The 13,904-nt window shown below is 49.0% G+C and carries 16 protein-coding genes and 2 tRNA genes; 13 read left to right on the top strand and 5 right to left on the bottom strand.

Features of this window, described 5'->3' with window-relative positions:
* Complete coding sequence (locus ACWHYD_RS10370) at positions 1-897, bottom strand: substrate-binding domain-containing protein (protein ID WP_447961961.1); 897 nt, start codon at positions 895-897, stop codon at positions 1-3.
* A 187-nt stretch (positions 898-1,084) separates the two neighbouring features.
* Positions 1,085-1,378, bottom strand: coding sequence for an FmdB family zinc ribbon protein (locus ACWHYD_RS10365; RefSeq protein ID WP_447961960.1), 294 nt, complete (start codon positions 1,376-1,378; stop codon positions 1,085-1,087).
* 203 nt (positions 1,379-1,581) lie between these two features.
* Here ACWHYD_RS10365 and ACWHYD_RS10360 point away from each other — a divergent pair, with 203 nt between their 5' ends.
* The 10 genes from ACWHYD_RS10360 (at position 1,582) to ACWHYD_RS10315 (ending at position 8,262) form a co-directional block, all read left to right on the top strand.
* Positions 1,582-1,761 (top strand): hypothetical protein, encoded by a 180-nt coding sequence (locus tag ACWHYD_RS10360; RefSeq protein ID WP_312641234.1) that lies wholly within the window; start codon positions 1,582-1,584, stop codon positions 1,759-1,761.
* A 119-nt stretch (positions 1,762-1,880) separates the two neighbouring features.
* Entirely contained in the window at positions 1,881-2,084 is a 204-nt protein-coding gene (locus ACWHYD_RS10355; protein ID WP_447961959.1) for a hypothetical protein, read from the top strand.
* 77 nt (positions 2,085-2,161) lie between these two features.
* A complete protein-coding gene (locus tag ACWHYD_RS10350; RefSeq protein ID WP_447961958.1) occupies positions 2,162-2,596 on the top strand; it encodes a hypothetical protein in 435 nt (144 codons plus the stop codon).
* Positions 2,597-2,753: 157 nt separating this feature from the next.
* Positions 2,754-3,785 (top strand): uroporphyrinogen decarboxylase, encoded by a 1,032-nt coding sequence (gene hemE / locus ACWHYD_RS10345; RefSeq protein WP_447961957.1) that lies wholly within the window; start codon positions 2,754-2,756, stop codon positions 3,783-3,785.
* Positions 3,786-3,886: 101 nt separating this feature from the next.
* Entirely contained in the window at positions 3,887-5,350 is a 1,464-nt protein-coding gene (gene hemG, locus ACWHYD_RS10340) for a protoporphyrinogen oxidase (protein ID WP_447961956.1), read from the top strand.
* The gene (locus ACWHYD_RS10335; protein ID WP_447961955.1) at positions 5,319-5,678 is read left to right on the top strand and encodes an acylphosphatase; all 360 of its coding nucleotides are present in this window, start codon (positions 5,319-5,321) and stop codon (positions 5,676-5,678) included. The genes hemG and ACWHYD_RS10335 overlap by 32 nt, the downstream gene beginning before the upstream one ends.
* 85 nt (positions 5,679-5,763) lie before the next feature.
* Complete coding sequence (locus ACWHYD_RS10330) at positions 5,764-6,279, top strand: adenine phosphoribosyltransferase (RefSeq protein ID WP_447961954.1); 516 nt, start codon at positions 5,764-5,766, stop codon at positions 6,277-6,279.
* A gap of 112 nt (positions 6,280-6,391) precedes the next feature.
* Complete coding sequence (locus ACWHYD_RS10325) at positions 6,392-6,895, top strand: TraR/DksA family transcriptional regulator (protein WP_447961953.1); 504 nt, start codon at positions 6,392-6,394, stop codon at positions 6,893-6,895.
* 193 nt (positions 6,896-7,088) lie between these two features.
* A complete protein-coding gene (gene queC / locus ACWHYD_RS10320) occupies positions 7,089-7,775 on the top strand; it encodes a 7-cyano-7-deazaguanine synthase QueC (RefSeq protein ID WP_447961952.1) in 687 nt (228 codons plus the stop codon).
* 58 nt (positions 7,776-7,833) lie between these two features.
* On the top strand, positions 7,834-8,262 hold the full coding sequence (locus tag ACWHYD_RS10315; RefSeq protein WP_447961951.1) for a c-type cytochrome: 429 nt from the start codon (positions 7,834-7,836) through the stop codon (positions 8,260-8,262).
* A gap of 110 nt (positions 8,263-8,372) precedes the next feature.
* On the opposite strand, the gene ACWHYD_RS10310 is transcribed toward ACWHYD_RS10315, so the two are convergent.
* From ACWHYD_RS10310 to serS, 3 genes are all read right to left on the bottom strand, one after another.
* Positions 8,373-10,136, bottom strand: coding sequence for a M3 family oligoendopeptidase (locus ACWHYD_RS10310; RefSeq protein WP_447961950.1), 1,764 nt, complete (start codon positions 10,134-10,136; stop codon positions 8,373-8,375).
* A gap of 174 nt (positions 10,137-10,310) precedes the next feature.
* Positions 10,311-10,398, bottom strand: a tRNA-Ser gene (locus ACWHYD_RS10305).
* Positions 10,399-10,658: 260 nt separating this feature from the next.
* Positions 10,659-11,954 (bottom strand): serine--tRNA ligase, encoded by a 1,296-nt coding sequence (gene serS, locus ACWHYD_RS10300; RefSeq protein ID WP_447961949.1) that lies wholly within the window; start codon positions 11,952-11,954, stop codon positions 10,659-10,661.
* A 384-nt stretch (positions 11,955-12,338) separates the two neighbouring features.
* Between serS and rph the strand changes: the two genes are divergently transcribed.
* From rph to ACWHYD_RS10285, 3 genes are all read left to right on the top strand, one after another.
* Positions 12,339-13,064, top strand: coding sequence for a ribonuclease PH (rph, locus tag ACWHYD_RS10295; RefSeq protein ID WP_447965856.1), 726 nt, complete (start codon positions 12,339-12,341; stop codon positions 13,062-13,064).
* Positions 13,065-13,075: 11 nt separating this feature from the next.
* Complete coding sequence (locus ACWHYD_RS10290) at positions 13,076-13,690, top strand: XTP/dITP diphosphatase (protein ID WP_447961948.1); 615 nt, start codon at positions 13,076-13,078, stop codon at positions 13,688-13,690.
* Between the two features lies 1 nt (position 13,691).
* Positions 13,692-13,768 (top strand) — tRNA-Pro (locus ACWHYD_RS10285).
* The last annotated feature ends 136 nt before the right edge of the window (positions 13,769-13,904 follow it).

Genomic DNA, 13,904 nt, shown 5'->3' with positions numbered 1-13,904 from the left:
TTATTGGTCCTTTAGAAGTGGATAATATTTCCCTTTTCGCATTAGGTTTTGGCCTTCTGGGGAAAGGGCAAACTGTTCAAAGGCCAGAACCTGCTGTGAGGGACTGGATTGAGTGATGAGCATCACCGGTCGTTGGAGTGGATAACGATTGTCCAATATGGTTTGCACTTCAGGCTCCACCCGATTGATAAACAGAAGATTTATCGCGATCCCATCTTCTTTGGCCCGGAGAGCTGGGGTCATGGATACAAAGGTAATGGCCTCTAAATTTCCGCTCACTGCTTTAATGGCTTCATTCTCGGTTCCCGCCCTATGAGCGGAACGCGGAATCCCATCTGGAATATGTAATGTTTTTTCGAAACCTTGTCGAATATTTTCATTAGGGGTGCGATTGATTAGCACAATTTTGGTTTGAGGGGCTTCCTCATGGACCTGAGACCAATAACGAATTTTCCCGGAAAAGACATCCGCAACTTGCTGGATAGTCATTTCTTTTACCGGGTTTGAAAAATTGGTTAAGACGGCAATTCCGTCTCTGGCAATGACCGTGGATCGGAGCGAAGGGACCTCCTCGCCCGTGATCCCAATATCAGCTTCATTAAGTTCGATGGTTCTGATTGGTTTGGCATTAGGATGCCAGAAAATATCAACGGAGACAGAAGGATGGCGGGACTCAAACCCCGCAGCCAGAATTTCCAGAAGATATCGCTCAGGTCCATTGCCAACAATGAGAATCGTTCCGGAAATCGTCCCTGAATCCGTAACCGGAGGTTCCGATTTAGTAGATTCCTTGGAATGAACCGGGCCTAAGGGAAATATCAGTCCACAGAGAAAAACGATTCCGATCAGAGAAGTTATCTTGACCGCATTATATTTACAAAGCCTGATGGCCGCCATAATTTTTATCATCCCTACCAAAAACAACGGCCACGCCAGTGGTCGAAAAACCAGGTTACGATATGACCAAGAATAAAAAAACGGGCACATCTTTCCGGTTTATAGAAATAAATGTCAAGGGGCGGGAATTGTGGAGGATAGAATACCTTGAGCGGTCAGCTTTATACATGTCCGCCCAAGCCTCATCCTATTCTCCTGCTGGGGGGTTAAAATTTGACTCGGTCGGCTCTGCGCGTTGGCCCATAATAGGAGGGAGTTTGGAAAACTTATCCATTCGTTCATTCAACATGTTATACGCTTTGCCTTCTGCAAATCCTGGTTTATGTGTTCCCACAATTTTCGACGCAAACGAGGACATGATGCGTCGGCTTTTGGTGGTGTTGCATTTGGGGCAAAGAGTTTCTTCTGGTTTAACGCTAAGCGCTTGCATGGCCTCATAACGATGATCGCAACCTTCGCAGACATATTCATACAATGGCATACCGGACTCCTTTGAAATTATACGATGAACATGATTAATATCGAGTCTGTCAGGACCCCAGTATATCGAAGAATGCCTAGGCGTGGCCAATGGATAAACGTAGTGACTATGGAAATGTCCAAAAAAAATATTGACGGCAAGTTTATGATTTCACTATAATTTTTCGTTGGTCTTTTTACAGTCAAATTTTGGAGGAATGAGTCATGTCGGTGTTAATTAGGAAATTTAAATTGCCCACTGGAATGGTCAAGGAGGAACGTATTGACGATCCGGATCGCATTGAGCGGTATATGCAGTTTTTTGATAAGGAACAGCAAGCCAAGCTTGATGCGGGGCAAAAAGTTTTTTTAGATAAAGATGAATGGCAATTTGTCGATAACTGAATTCCTGCAGGTCAGGCTCCCTCTTCGTTAATATTCCTGACAGGTCGTTTTCACGTAAATCTTTGATCGTGCCTGTGGGGCAGGCTCGGCGTACCATCCAGTGAAGGAGCATCACGACTATGGGGTATTGGATCCATCTGAAACGATCACTTGATGAAGCGATGATCCATCGGGATCGTTGCCCGGAGGTGCCTTCAGGCCCGCATCGGGCGGACTTTTGGGAAGGCGGATGGACCGAATATCCAGATAAGGATACGGCTCTGGAAAATTTGGAAAATACGGATGCCACCCTCCAACTCAAATGTCCTTTATGTAAACCGTAGCTCGTGGGTTCTGATTTTGTGACTTTCAGTACAACCAGTCCGTGAGAGGGATTTTTCTTTTTTAAATAGTATTTGTTATGGCGGAAACATTTGCTAACGCCCGGTGGGTGAAGGAAGGTTTTTTAGACAATCGGATTGTCGGATCGGTCGTTGGGCAAATCACCTTAGCTGGACTGGAAACCGTGGATGTGTATTTGGTTGGGGATTTTGTTGGAGAGATTGCCGGAAAAATCGTGGGTTTTCAAAACCCACGATTTTTAGATGATCCTCAAGCCGGAGGATCGCTATATGATTTTTCCATCCCTCAACTAGGCAAAGTCAGTCTCATGTCGTTTGATCCGCACCCTCTTCTTGACCCTCATCCTTACTTTGAATGGTTTTCGACTGATCAACAACATTATCGCATTGAACTGCAACCGGATGAGGCGTGGGTCATGTCTGATGATCAACGAGATGTTGTGGAGGGTCAGGCCCAGAGAATTCGCCAAGAGCTGGCAACTCTTTTACCATGAAGGGAAATGGATTGGTGGTATCCCGTCGTATTTAACAGGTAAGAGAGGGAGATCATTTTTGATTAGAAAGACAATCTGCCGAACATAATGACAACCAGCATCTCTTTGTGAACGTTATTGATTGACTCACTTTTTCTCCCTTCGTAGAATGCCAGCCATGAATGACCGATTTATAAAAGCCTGTATGCGACAGCCTGTAGACCGGACCCCGGTTTGGTTTATGCGTCAGGCAGGGCGGTACATGGAAGAGTACCAGGCTATCCGACGCAAGTATTCGATTTTAGAAGTATGCAAAACACCGGCGTTAGCTGCCGAAGTCACCCTTCAACCGATTAATCGCTTTGATCTGGATGCGGCAATAATTTTTGCGGATATTTTATTGCCCCTCCAAGCCATGGGATTAAACCTGGAATTTGTTGAGGGGAAGGGTCCGGTTATTGATAATCCGATACGAGGTGAGATGGGCATTGTGGACCTGCGTCAGGTCGATGGGGAGGCCTTCGCTTATGCCGGGGAAGCCATTCGCCAGACACTTCAGGCCCTCGATAATCGAGTCCCCTTACTTGGATTTGCCGGGGCGCCGTTCACGTTAGCCAGTTACGCCATTGAGGGCGGAAGCTCACGTGACTATGCCCGAACCAAACATTTGATGTTCTCGCAGCCAACCGTGTGGCATCAATTAATGTCCAAACTGTCTGTGGTTGTCGTGGAATATCTACGGGTGCAAAGTCGAGCAGGCGCCCAAGCTATTCAGCTTTTTGATAGTTGGGTCGGAAGCTTAAGTCCTGGCGATTATGAAGAATATGTCCTTCCTCATGTTCAAAATATTTTTTCAGCCCTACGCGTTGAAGGGATTCCCCTTATCTATTTTGGAACAGGGACGACTGGGCTTCTTCCACTTATGCGAAAGGCTGGAAGCGATGTCATGGGCGTCGACTGGCGTGTTCGTTTGGATGAAGCATGGAGGACCATTGGGTTTGATGTGAGTATTCAAGGTAATTTGGACCCCCTGGTACTGTTTGCCCCTGAAAAAGAAATCGAGCGTCGGGTGAAGGATATTATGCAGCAAGCTGGCGGCCGACCCGGTCACATATTTAATTTAGGTCACGGAATTCTTCCTAATACCCCTTTGCACAGCGTTGAATTTGCCATTGAATGTGTTCGCCGGTTTTCCACGGCTTCCTCGTAGGTGCTTTTTCCTGTCAGCTTTTCCCCATCCCTCCATGAAAACCTGTTTATTTCAATTTCTCACCACGTTCTAGCATTTCCTCGTTGATTGCTCGAGACTTCATGAGGAAGACACCGTACCAAGTGGTTATTGTGGGAGGAGGGATATCCGGCCTCGCCACGTCGTATGCCATCATGGAAGAAGCTGAGAAAACCCAGACGGCCGTACAATGCACAGTCGTTGAACGAGATCCCAGATGGGGTGGGAAAATTCTGACACATGTCACAGACAAGTATCTGATTGAAGGGGGACCTGACTCCTTTCTCACTTCAAAGCCGTGGGCGCTCGAATTGTGCCGGACCCTGGGGCTTCAAGATCAATTAATTTCTACCAACTCACAACACAATCAAACGTTTTCATTTTGCCGGGGTGCCTTGAGAGAACTTCCACAAGGCTTATTGGCCTTTCGGCCACGACGGGTTGATACCCTTGTTTCTAGCGGACTCTTGTCCTGGGGTGGAATGCTTCGGATGGCGGCCGAGCGCTTTTGGCCAAGGCGGAATCCTTGGCCGGCAGACGAATCAATGGGCGAGTTTTTTCGTCGACGGTTTGGGACCGAAGCCTTCGAGAACCTCATTGAACCATTGGTGGCAGGCATCTATGCCGGGGATGCAGATGAACTGAGTATTGAGTCGACCTTTCCTCGATTTCGCGAATTAGAGCGAGAACATGGCAGTGTCATTAAAGGAATGCGGAAGGCTCTCGGCGCCGCGCCAGCCGCCCCGCGTTCCTCCGGTGATACTCCCACGATGTTTATGTCGCTTCGAGGGGGATTAGGGGAGCTCATTCGAACCTTAGTGGAGGCATTGCGCAGACGTGGAGTAGATTTAATTGGAGGTGCCGAGTGTCAGGAAATTCAGTCTCCGGCTCCTGAGTCTGGCGTATTTCACGTTATGTTGGATAATGGAGATCGGCTTCCAGCTGATGCCGTTGTGTTGGCCACTCCGGCCTATCAGACCGCTCAGTTACTTCGTGTCATTCAGCCTGAAGCAGCGAGTCTGTTAGATGGCATTCCCTATGCCTCGACGGCTACGATTTCTATGGCCTATCCCCCTGAATCCATTAGGTCGCAGATTCGAGGATTCGGATTTGTTGTTCCCCGAAAAGAACAACGCCCATTGCTTGCGGCAACCTGGACTTCGTTAAAGTGGCCGGATAGGAGCAGGGCTGGCGAAACTCTGATTCGTTGTTACATCGGTGGTCGAGGGCGAGAGTCGGTTCTTGAGCAGGATGATGACTCACTTGTGGAGTGTGTTCGGGGAGAATTAACGTCTTTGGTCGGGATCACGACCGCTCCGACCTATACAGAAGTCTATCGATGGAAGCAGGGAATGCCTCAATATGTGCTCGGACATCGGGACCGGTTGGCGAAGCTTCAGGAACAGTTAGCTCATTCGCCAGGTCTCTATGTGACAGGAGCAGGAATGTATGGAATCGGTATCCCTGATTGTATCCGAGAAGCCACGAGGGTTGGAAAACAGCTACTACAGGATTATGCTGCTCACCATTCAGCAAAGAAATCTTGACGCACGGTATCCGGTTGAGGAGGAACTGAAAGAGCAGATGGAAGAGATTGTTCGGGCTCATGCCTGTGTGAGTGGAACAGTTCAAGGAGTCGGATTTCGAGCATTTGTACAAATGCAGGCCAACAAGAGGTCATTGCATGGGTGGGTGCGCAACCGCGCTGGAGGAGAAGTCGAATTGGAAGTTGAGGGGCCACACGCCTCTGTTCAGACCTTTCTCCAAACTCTCCACAAAGGGCCTCCTCTCTCTCAAGTTCTTCAGGTAATAGTTGACTGGAAAGACCCAAACAGGCAAACTGAAGGGTTCCAAATCCTTCGTACTTTTCTGTAAGGGATAGAGGGCGGTGCGGATCGGATAATTCCGATCTAAAAGTTAGAAGAAACCACAGGTCTTATCAAGATTGAGTAGTTTATCTATGGACTATAAAGCGCATATTCGAGAGGTTCCTGATTTTCCTAAGCCGGGTATCCTCTTTTATGATATTACGCCCTTATTAAATAATCCTGTTTGCTTTCGTTCCATTATTGATGAATGCATTCGACACTACCAGGATGCCGGTATTACCAGGGTGGTTGGGATTGAATCACGAGGGTTTATTTTAGGAAGCCCATTGGCGTATCACTTGAATGCCGGATTTGTCCCTGTCCGGAAGCCTGGCAAATTACCGGCCGATGTGTTTGAGGTCAATTATAATTTAGAGTATGGCTCGACGACGTTGTCGATTCATCGTGATGCGATTCAAGAGGGAGAGCGAGTGCTTGTGGTTGACGATCTCCTTGCGACTGGAGGAACGGCCGGGGCGACAGTCCATCTCATTCGGCAACTGGGTGGAGATATTGCCGGCGTGGTGTTTTTAGTGGAATTACTTGGGCTTGAAGGACGAAACAAATTAAACGGGTGTGAAATTCACTCCCTGATTACGTATGAATAAGGACACAGACTTTACTCGTATTGCATGATGCAACGGGGAAGGTGTCCGCAGACATTGATCCTCCAGTCGTGTGAGAGAATGGTTAACTTTCGAAGGAAGAAAGGAATGTAGTATGGCCGAAAGACCAGTAAAGAAAGAAACGAAAGCGACGGTCTCCGCCGGGACGAAAAAAACCACAGCAAAAGCCACTTCCGCAACCCCTGCTCCGCGGAAGCCGGCGAAAGCTCAAACAGAGGATCGTCATGTGGCGTTAAAGGAAATTCTCTTGGCCAAACGGGAAGCGCTGATTCAAGAAATCAAACAACAGCTTGGTCAGTCAGTGACAGAAGAACAACAACGCCGGCTGGAAGCGGCGATGGACAGCGGGGACCAGGCGCTGGTGGATTTGGATCGCGAAATGGGGATTTCGCTTCAAGAAATGCGAAATCGCGAACGACAACTGATTGATGATGCCTTGGATAGTTTGGATGAGGGCACCTATGGTGTGTGCGCAGAATGTGGGGGCGAGATCAATGAAAAGCGTTTGCAAGCGCTTCCGTTTGCGCGTTTGTGTGTCGAGTGTAAATCCAAACGAGAACTGATGGAAAAAATTGAACGATCGGAACAGCGGCAATAATCAGAAGGATTGCTGCATCTGCTCTCTCACCCTGTCTAATTGGGAGTGGCATACACTCATCCAATTCGACAAAAGCGTTTTGCGCCTTCAACTTTCTTTCCAACAAAACCTGAGGCCGTGACTGATTTTTCCTTATACCCCTCTGCTAGCCATCTGATAGGCGAGAGGAAAAGGGTTCAGGGAACATTCTCGTATGCCTAAGTCAAGAATTGTTGTTCTAGCAAGTGGCGGGTTGGATTCCACGGTGACGGCCGCCATTGCCAAATCAGAAGGACATGAGCTGTATTTCCTGACTATTGATTATGGACAGCGTCATCGAACGGAAATTGATTGTGCGCATAAAATTTCTGAATATTTTGAGGTCAAAGAACACAAAATAGTCCAACTGGACTTACGAACGTTTGGGGGATCGGCCTTAACCGATCAGATACCGGTTCCCGCCCATCAGCCCGCACGGGATCGTGAACGGCAGATTCCCATCACCTATGTTCCGGCCAGAAATACCATTTTCTTAAGTTTGGCGCTGGCCTATGCCGAGGTGTTGGGTGCCACCAGTATTTTTTTTGGGGCCAACATTCGTGACTATTCCGGCTATCCGGATTGTCGGCCGGCATTTATTGAGGCGTTCAAGGAGGTGGCCCGTCTCGGCACACAAATGGGATTGGAAGGTAGACAGATCGACATTCTCGCTCCGCTGCTCTTTTTGACCAAACGTGAAATTATCCAAAAAGGACATGCCTTAGGGGTGCCTTTTCAATGGACGAATAGTTGTTATAATCCAGGACGACATAATCAACCGTGCGGACAATGTGATAGTTGCGTGATTCGTCAAGAGGGATTTCAAGAGGCCCAACTTCCCGATCCGCTACTGGCCGGATAAATATGAGGCTGTGGCCACGTCTGATTGTGACCGAGTATGGGTGTAAAGGAATTTGGACATGAACCATCATTCTAAAGGGACAATTCTCCGGGGTTTTGCAGGGCTTCTTTGTTGGTTTGTTATTGGCTGTTCTGAGAATGGGACGAGTGCCGGGGAATCTTCTGCTCCCGCATCCATCGCACAAATATCGGTAGTAAAAGATCTTCCAACAGAATTCAAAGAAGGCGAGGAAAAATTTAATGCCTTTTGTTCTCCCTGCCATGGTTCCCAAGCCTCGGGAACGGGTCAAGGTCCTCCATTAGTTCATAAGATTTATGAACCCAGTCATCATGCGGATTTTGCTTTTCAGCGGGCTGCGGCCCAGGGAGTCAAAGCCCACCATTGGAAGTTCGGGAACATGCCGAAGATCGAAGGCGTGACCGCCGATGATGTCACGCAGATTATTGGCTACATCAGGTGGCTTCAACGCCAAGCAGGAATTTCCTAAGGCATCCCAGGGCGTCGTCCAGTTCGGCTTTCTTCTGTCACCATGGCCATCAGTGGGAACACTGACTGTTGTTTAATCCCACGGATTGACCCCGTTTGAAGCCAGATCCTTCACGGCATACTTCGTTCCAGTTCATTGACCAGTCCTTGGATTCTTGTAAATCCCGCTTGCCAGAAAGTCGTGGAGTTGATATCCACCTGTAGGGGTTTGAGCAAGTCTTGTGGGCTGGCCGACCCACCTCCTGAAAGCAATTGTAAATATCGAGGGACGAAGGAGGATCCTTCTGTTTGATAGCGTTGAAAAAGCGACAGTACTAATAAACTGCCAAAGCTGTAGGCGTAGCAATAAAACGGACTGCCAAAAATATGGGGAATGGCTAGCCACTCCCATTGAAACTCCTGGTCCACGGGTAAGCGAGGCCCGAATTGCTCACGAAGGAGTGCCAGGTAGGTTTGAGCAAGAGCATCAATGGTCGCGCCTTTTTGAACCATCTGATGAGCTTGCCGTTCAAATTGAACAAAATAGGCCTGTCGCATAATGGTGGCATACGCATCGTCGAGTTGATCGACAAGAAGTCCCGCCTTGACCTTCTGGTCCTTTTCCTGTTGGAGAAGTAAATCCGAAAGCAGGTGCTCGCCAAACACAGAGGCCGTTTCCGCCAGAGGGAGCGACGAATGAAATGTGAAAATGGAATGCTCCTTTGCCATCATGGCATGAACGGCATGTCCCAGTTCATGGGCTAGCGTCGAGACATCACGTGGCTCTCCCGTAAAATTCACCAGTACGTAGGGAGTCTGTGTCGGGAGGACGCTATAGCAAAAGGCCCCACCCATTTTCCCTGGTCGAATCGCAGCATCAAGATGGTTTTCTTCAAGAACCTGCTTCGCCCGTTGAGCCAATTCAGGGGAAAAGGCTTGATAGGCTTCCATCACAAGTTCTTTCGCCCTGGCAAATGAATATTTTGATTTCTTCGCCGTGAAGGGAGCATACAAATCGTATCGTTGAAATTGTTTCATCTTCAGCAGCCGTCCCTTTAACCGAAAATATTCCTGGAAAATGACGGCATTCTTTCGACAGGTTTTGAGCAGAGCATCAACGGCTTTTTCGGGGACATCATTTGTGACATTGCGCACGGCCATAGGCGAGGCGTAATGCCGCAAGGTGAGACCTTCATTACCCCAATCCTGAACCAGGCTTTTATACATTTCTCCAAGAGCATCACGGTGTTCACCGTAGACCTTAAAGAGGGCATGGTAGGCTTCTCGACGAACCGAAGCTAATGGATGCCGGACATATCCCATGAGTTGTTCGCGGGTCAGACGGGTAGTCCGGCCTTTTATTTTCATGGGAAATGTCAAACTATTCGTGGTAACGCCATACAATGTTTCGAGAGCCTGGCGACCGGTCGTACTTTTAATGGTTAAAATTCGTTCCTCAGACTCACTCAAGGTATGCGGTGTGAATCGAGTCAAGGTGTCAAGATGATATCGAAATCGCTCGGCTTTTTCGGTCAGCCGGGCCGCGTTGGTGGGATCGAGGCTTTGCCACCAGAGGTCAAGAAAGACCAGTCGATTTGAAAAATCTGTCAGTCGGTTCCGTACCTGGGTGTCAAACGCCCGGGCTTCCTGATTTTTCGTATTTTCCGAAAACCATAAAGACGAAAAAGCCCGCAACGTCGTCATGTGCTCGGTGACGGTTTCGTATTGCTCCCAGATTTTTTTGAAACGGGCGGCAGAAATATCGGGGCATAAATGCGGTCGTACGGCCTCGAGTTCAGAAATCAGGGAGTCAAGCTTTTTGGTGATCCGCTTGAAGTCTTTGGTCGGATGGCGCAAGAGACCTTGAAGGTCCCAGGATGGAAGAGTCTTCGACATATGTGCTCCTTTTTGAGGCTATAGTGAACGGTATATTCTATTTGGAAGGGTGGTTGTGTCCTCCTTCGCTAAAGCTTCGGCGGACAGCCTTCGTCCTTTCTACTTCGGTAGTTTACTTGGTGGAATTTTGGCTCTCTTCTGTGCTGGCTTGCCAGCCGAAGCCTTGGCGAAGGCTGGCGGAGGGGGTGGGATTCGAACCCACGGTCGCTTTCACGACGCCGGTTTTCAAGACCGGTCTATTCGACCACTCTAGCACCCCTCCGAATCATTTAGAGTCAAAAACTTGAGGATTGTTGGGAGGACTGACTCTCACCTCATTGCGGACCTAGCTCTTATTGCTCGACAAGAGGCTCCTTTTAAAGGAAGATGACTTGAATCTCACCACGCTCATCTCCATACAAGCCTATAGTAGCCGACTGAGGCGGGAATGTGAACTCTCCGGCTTAAGCAAATTTGTTGAGAGTTGGTGGAAAGATTGTGTCATTTCACCAGTCTGAAGATCACATGCATGTTTGGGGAACATCAACATTTTCCTGCTGGAATAGCACCCGGACTGATGACGCTAACCCCGTTCATATAAGGTTGCAATGCGGGGGGAATTTTTACGGTCCCGTCGGCTTGTTGATAATTCTCCAGAATTGCGACCACGGTTCGACCAATAGCCAGACCTGAGCCATTGAGCGTGTGGAGGAATTGAGGCTTGTCCTTTTTGGAGCGGAAGCGAATATTGGCTCGGCGGGCTTGAAACGCCTCAAAATTACTACAGGATGAAATCTCTCGATACCGTTGCTGCGAGGGAACCCAGACTTCAAGATCGTAGGTCTTCGCGGCGGAAAATCCCAGGTCGCCGGAGCATAAGGCGACGACACGATAGGGGAGTGCCAATTTTTGGAGAATGGATTCGGCCGCTTGGGTCAGTTGTTCCAGCTGGTCATAGGAATCCTCTGGTTGGACAAAGTTGACCAGCTCCACTTTTTGAAATTGGTGCATGCGAATCAGACCTTGTGTGTCTTTTCCGTATGATCCGGCCTCTCGGCGAAAGCAGGAGGTATACGCGACGAAGCGAATCGGGAGCTGGTCTGAATCCAAGATTTCTTCTCGAAACAGGTTGGTGACGGGAACTTCTGCCGTGGGAATGAGAAAGAAATCTTCTTCAGAAAGATGAAAGAGATCTTCGGCGAATTTGGGTAACTGGCCGGTGCCTGTCATGGAGGGCCGGTTGACGAGCATGGGGGGCAGCACTTCGGTATAGCCGTGTTCTTGGATATGGCAATCAAGCATGAAATTGGCCAGGGCCCGTTCCAATTGCGCGCCAAGGCCCATCGACACGCAAAATCTGGCTCCGGCAATTTTAGTGGCCCGTTTGAAATCGAGAATGCCGAGTGCCTCACCCAGATCTTGATGCGACCGGGCTTCAAAAGGAAATTTCTGAGGCGTGCCCCATTGTCGCACCTCCACGTTATCGTGTTCGTCCTTCCCCGGCGGGACCGACTCATGCGGAATATTGGGAATTCTGAGGGCGTGGTCTTGTAGTTGTTCTTCGGTGGTGCGTAATTCTACGTCCATGGTCTGGATGCGGTCACGAATGTCGCGAAGAGCGGTTGTGGCATCCTCACTGGGTTGTTTGGTACGTTTCAGTTCGCCAATTCGATCCGATCCTTTTTTGAGCTGGTGGCGAAGTTCTTCGCTTTGGGTGATGAGCACCCGTCGCTGTGCCGCTAGGGTCTGGACGGTTTCCCAGGGAATATCGTCGGCTCTAGCACCGAGTTGGGAGCGGAGAGAGTCGAGTTGGTCGCTAAGGATTCGGATATCGTGCATGGTGGCCTGGCAGGGAAATCGAATCTATCATGAGTCCCCATCTCAGTCAATGAATGAAAACCTGAAAATCCTTCTCATTCCGGCCGCAGCCTAGCACTCATGCCCTATATCTTTCCTGCTGAAGACGTGTTTGTGGTCCTGGTGAGTTTGGTCATTGCGGGATTGCTGCTTTTTCGCTGGTATATAACTCAGAATCGTAAGAAATGATTCCCGTTGCTAACGAAAATAAAAATGCAGATGGTACGTTATCACCATCCAATTAGCTCAGCCATTCTTTAAACTTCCTGAGGTTAACGTGTCTGGCGCATTTGTGTTTTGTCTGAGCCCTCTTTATAATTCAAACCCTTTTTTTTAATGTGAGGAATGATGTTACCGACACTTGGAATTTCGCGAACAGATAATCGACGGGCGGATGAACTCCGACCTGTCAAAATTACCCGTCCCTTTACCAAATATGCGGAAGGGTCAGTGCTCATTGAAATGGGAGAGACGAAGGTCGTCTGTACGGCTTCAGTAGAAGAAAAAGTCCCCCCATTTTTACGGGACAAGGGGCAAGGCTGGATTACCGCTGAGTATGGGATGTTGCCTCGTTCGACCCATGACCGGATGTCCCGTGAAGCCAGCAAAGGCAAGCAGGGCGGACGAACTTTGGAAATTCAACGACTGGTAGGTCGTGCCCTACGAGCCGTCACGGATATGCGTCAAATGGGGGAACGCTCCATTTGGATTGATTGTGATGTGATTCAGGCGGATGGGGGAACCAGGACTGCCTCTATCACTGGCGCCTACATTGCCCTGGCTGATGCCTTTTCGACTTTGAAGGAGAAAGGTCTGATCAAGCAATGCCCGCTTCTGGATTATCTGGCGGCTATCAGTATCGGAAAGGTGGCCGGGGAAATCCTGTTAGACCTGGCCTACGACGAAGATTCCAAAGCTGACGTGGATATGAATTTAGTTATGACGGGGAATGGCCGGATGGTCGAGGTGCAAGGAACGGCCGAACAGTCTCCCTTTTCGAAAAAAGATTTGGATGAGTTTTTGGCAATGGGATGGGAAGGGATTCAACAATTGATTACCTTGCAGAAGGAACTCATCGGCTCTATTTCCTAATGTTGGTCCCCATGCCGGTCATCGACTCATTAGTCCTGGCGACAGGAAATCGACATAAAGTTGAGGAGATTCAATCCATTCTCAATGATGTGGGCATTCCTATCCTCACATTAAATGAATTTCCTGATTTTCCCCCGGTGGAAGAAGACGGGGACACCTGTCAAGCCAATGCCGTCAAAAAGGCCGTGGCCACAGCAAAATATACCGGACACTGGGCCTTGGCTGACGATACCGGATTGGAAGTGGATGCGTTACAGGGACGTCCAGGGGTCTATGCAGCCAGATACGCCGGGGAGCATGCCACCTACGAAGAGAATTGTAAAAAACTGTTGCAGGAATTACATGGGGTGCCTTCAGACCAGCGAACCGCCCGATTTATCACCGTGGTGGCGCTGGCCAATCCTGATGGGCAGACAGAAACCGTTGAAGGCATATTAGAGGGAATTATCACCCAGGAGTTTCATGGGACAGGTGGATTCGGGTATGATCCAGTATTCTATGTTCCTCAACTAGGAAAAAGCTTAGCCGAGATGACCTTTGCAGAAAAAAACCGCATCAGCCATCGAGCTCAAGCGGTCACCAATGCTAAGAGTCTTCTCACCGCAGACCGCCATTTAGCAAAATAGTCGGGGCGTAGCGCAGCCCGGTAGCGCGCCTGCTTTGGGAGCAGGATGTCGGAGGTTCAAATCCTCTCGCCCCGACCAAATTCTTCAGTGATTCCCATTTGATTTTCACGATCAGGTTAGCAACGTCAATCTTTACGCTCCTAGCTCAGTTTGAGAGACCGGTTTGAACAAGGCAGGCGTTGTGTCTGCATGACCCCAAGGATTGATTGTGTGT

Source organism: Nitrospira sp. Ecomares 2.1 (assembly GCF_965152585.1).
This window is presented reverse-complemented; position numbering and strand designations above follow the sequence as displayed.

Coding starts and splice junctions, on each gene's coding strand:
- ACWHYD_RS10370 (WP_447961961.1), bottom strand. CDS start 897: ATGGCGGCCATCAGGCTTTGTAAATATAATGCGGTCAAGATAACTTCT.
- ACWHYD_RS10365 (WP_447961960.1), bottom strand. CDS start 1,378: ATGCCATTGTATGAATATGTCTGCGAAGGTTGCGATCATCGTTATGAG.
- ACWHYD_RS10360 (WP_312641234.1), top strand. CDS start 1,582: ATGTCGGTGTTAATTAGGAAATTTAAATTGCCCACTGGAATGGTCAAG.
- ACWHYD_RS10355 (WP_447961959.1), top strand. CDS start 1,881: ATGGGGTATTGGATCCATCTGAAACGATCACTTGATGAAGCGATGATC.
- ACWHYD_RS10350 (WP_447961958.1), top strand. CDS start 2,162: ATGGCGGAAACATTTGCTAACGCCCGGTGGGTGAAGGAAGGTTTTTTA.
- hemE (WP_447961957.1), top strand. CDS start 2,754: ATGAATGACCGATTTATAAAAGCCTGTATGCGACAGCCTGTAGACCGG.
- hemG (WP_447961956.1), top strand. CDS start 3,887: ATGAGGAAGACACCGTACCAAGTGGTTATTGTGGGAGGAGGGATATCC.
- ACWHYD_RS10335 (WP_447961955.1), top strand. CDS start 5,319: ATGCTGCTCACCATTCAGCAAAGAAATCTTGACGCACGGTATCCGGTT.
- ACWHYD_RS10330 (WP_447961954.1), top strand. CDS start 5,764: ATGGACTATAAAGCGCATATTCGAGAGGTTCCTGATTTTCCTAAGCCG.
- ACWHYD_RS10325 (WP_447961953.1), top strand. CDS start 6,392: ATGGCCGAAAGACCAGTAAAGAAAGAAACGAAAGCGACGGTCTCCGCC.
- queC (WP_447961952.1), top strand. CDS start 7,089: ATGCCTAAGTCAAGAATTGTTGTTCTAGCAAGTGGCGGGTTGGATTCC.
- ACWHYD_RS10315 (WP_447961951.1), top strand. CDS start 7,834: ATGAACCATCATTCTAAAGGGACAATTCTCCGGGGTTTTGCAGGGCTT.
- ACWHYD_RS10310 (WP_447961950.1), bottom strand. CDS start 10,136: ATGTCGAAGACTCTTCCATCCTGGGACCTTCAAGGTCTCTTGCGCCAT.
- serS (WP_447961949.1), bottom strand. CDS start 11,954: ATGCACGATATCCGAATCCTTAGCGACCAACTCGACTCTCTCCGCTCC.
- ACWHYD_RS10290 (WP_447961948.1), top strand. CDS start 13,076: ATGCCGGTCATCGACTCATTAGTCCTGGCGACAGGAAATCGACATAAA.